The 2,040-nt window shown below is 41.1% G+C and carries 3 protein-coding genes; all 3 read left to right on the forward strand.

Annotated elements, in window-relative coordinates; genetic code table 11:
- The first annotated feature begins 118 nt into the window (after positions 1–118).
- Positions 119–544, forward strand: coding sequence for an N-acetyltransferase (locus BIW15_RS23835; protein ID WP_031856483.1), 426 nt, complete (start codon positions 119–121; stop codon positions 542–544).
- Between the two features lie 132 nt (positions 545–676).
- The gene (locus tag BIW15_RS25395) at positions 677–1,138 is read left to right on the forward strand and encodes a hypothetical protein (protein WP_256857077.1); all 462 of its coding nucleotides are present in this window, start codon (positions 677–679) and stop codon (positions 1,136–1,138) included.
- Positions 1,139–1,293: 155 nt separating this feature from the next.
- Positions 1,294–2,010 (forward strand): riboflavin synthase, encoded by a 717-nt coding sequence (locus tag BIW15_RS23850; RefSeq protein ID WP_069497202.1) that lies wholly within the window; start codon positions 1,294–1,296, stop codon positions 2,008–2,010.
- The last annotated feature ends 30 nt before the right edge of the window (positions 2,011–2,040 follow it).

The following is a 2,040-nucleotide window of genomic DNA, read 5'->3' on the forward strand; positions in this document are numbered from 1 at the left end:
TTTTACTATGCGTTGTGTTTGGTGTTTAAGGTGGTATGCGGCGGCTTTGGTATTGCGTTGCTCACACCTTAACAGGGCGTTATATTGTCCCGATAAATTCGGCTATTGAGAGCTTTAAATGATAAGAAAGTACAACGAAAATGACATGGATTCAGTTCTTGAAATTTGGCTTAAAGCGTCAGTTACAGCTCACGATTTCATTTCGGCTGAGTTTTGGGAATCTCAAGTAGAAAACATGCGTAGCTTCTACATTCCAGCTTCAGAAACTTACGTTTACGAAGCTGAGTCGAAAGTAGTCGGGTTTTACGCACTATATGAAAATAGCCTAGCTGCAATATTTGTCTCTCCTGAGCTTCAAGGTAAAGGCATTGGGAAGCAACTATTGAGTCATGCTAAAACTCAGCGGGCGGAATTAAATCTTTCTGTATACAAGGAAAATCAGGCTAGCTATCTATTCTATTTATCTCAAGGCTTTAAAGTCGTGAGTGAACAATTGGATGAGCACACAGGACATCCAGAATACACAATGAGTTCGGGCATATAACAAAGCGTTTAAGAGCGACTCACAACGCGTGGCATTTTTGATATGCGCTGGGTTAAGTGATTACGGTGCATTGCAGAGGCTTCTGTATTGCGTTGCTCGCACCTTAACGCGGCGTTAGCTGATGAGAGTAATATGTTAGTTCGTAATTTGAAAGTCGATGATTTTGAAGACTTCGTTAGTAAAATGAGCGGGTCAATTTTTCACGCCACTACTCTAGAGAATTATCAATCTATATTGTCTTCTGGTGGGCTGCTCGCCAATCTAGATGGCTCACGAAGTTCGGTGTTTGGAAATTCAAACGGTTTCTTTTGTTTACGATCTTGCGTGTCGTTTTTCGATTATCGCAATTTAGGCGACAAAAAAGTGTATCAGCACTTGTACAAGTGTATTCCAACTAACATCGCTCAAAAGCATGCAGAAATGGCTGTGCTAGTTCTTTCAGAGGATGCATACTCAAGTCTACAGCCTTGGACGGCTTGGGAGCAGGAAAAAGCATACTCACTAAAAGTGGTACCAAGAATTGAAATTGGTTACCCAGACTTTGTGCCGATGAGTAGTATCAATGAAGTGCTCATGGTGAGTTTCATCAGCTAACAAACTGTTTAAGAGTGATTCGCAACGCGTGGCATTTTTTACTATGCATTGAGTTTAGTATTTAAGGTGGTTTGCAGCGGCATCGGTATTGCGTTGCTCACACCTTAACAGGGCGTTAGTTCTTAGGATTAAACATCAGTAATAAAAGGGAAAATATGTTTACAGGAATAGTTCAGGCTGTAGCCAAAATAGTTGATGTAACCGATCAAAAAGGAATTAGGACCTTTGTTATCGATTTTCCTGATGGTTTTTGTGTCAACTTAGAAGTTGGGGCCAGTATTGCAATCGATGGCGTGTGTTTAACGGTTACTGAAATACTATCAAATGTTCGCGTTAAGTTTGACGTTATGCTGCAAAGCCTCTTAATTACGACTTTAAGCAAATATCATGCTACCCAACTAGTGAATGCCGAGAGGGCTGCGAAGGATGGAGCAGAAATTGGTGGCCACCCTCTCTCAGGTCATGTTGACTTCAATGTTGCGATCGTCGACGTAAAACAAATAGAGGACAATTACTGCATTCGTTTAGCACTTCCAAATACTTGGAAAAGGTATGTCTTTTCTAAAGGTTATATAGCACTTAACGGAGCAAGTCTCACAGTTGCTGACGTAAATAAACAAGAAGGGTGGTTTGAGGTTTGGCTTATCCCAGAAACTCGTCGAATGACGGTGTTTGAATCAAAAGAAGTTGGAGATTTCATCAACATAGAAATCGAGCGCGGTACACAAGTAGTTGTGGACACAGTTCGTGATACATTAAACGAAAATTTGGGTCCTTTATTACCACTGTTTGAAAGAATGTTGTTAGAGCAAGGTATCGACTTGGATGCGTTGGGTTACAAGCCAAAATCGCTTGGTGAGCCAAAGAACTAACAAACTGTTTAAGAGGGATTCGCAACGCGT

This window comes from Vibrio sp. SALL6 (assembly GCF_002002385.1).
Lineage (GTDB): Bacteria > Pseudomonadota > Gammaproteobacteria > Enterobacterales > Vibrionaceae > Vibrio > Vibrio parahaemolyticus.

Bases quoted from the DNA above. Each gene is read 5' to 3' on its own strand.
- BIW15_RS23835 (WP_031856483.1), top strand. From the start codon at position 119: ATGATAAGAAAGTACAACGAAAATGACATGGATTCAGTTCTTGAAATT.
- BIW15_RS25395 (WP_256857077.1), top strand. From the start codon at position 677: ATGTTAGTTCGTAATTTGAAAGTCGATGATTTTGAAGACTTCGTTAGT.
- BIW15_RS23850 (WP_069497202.1), top strand. From the start codon at position 1,294: ATGTTTACAGGAATAGTTCAGGCTGTAGCCAAAATAGTTGATGTAACC.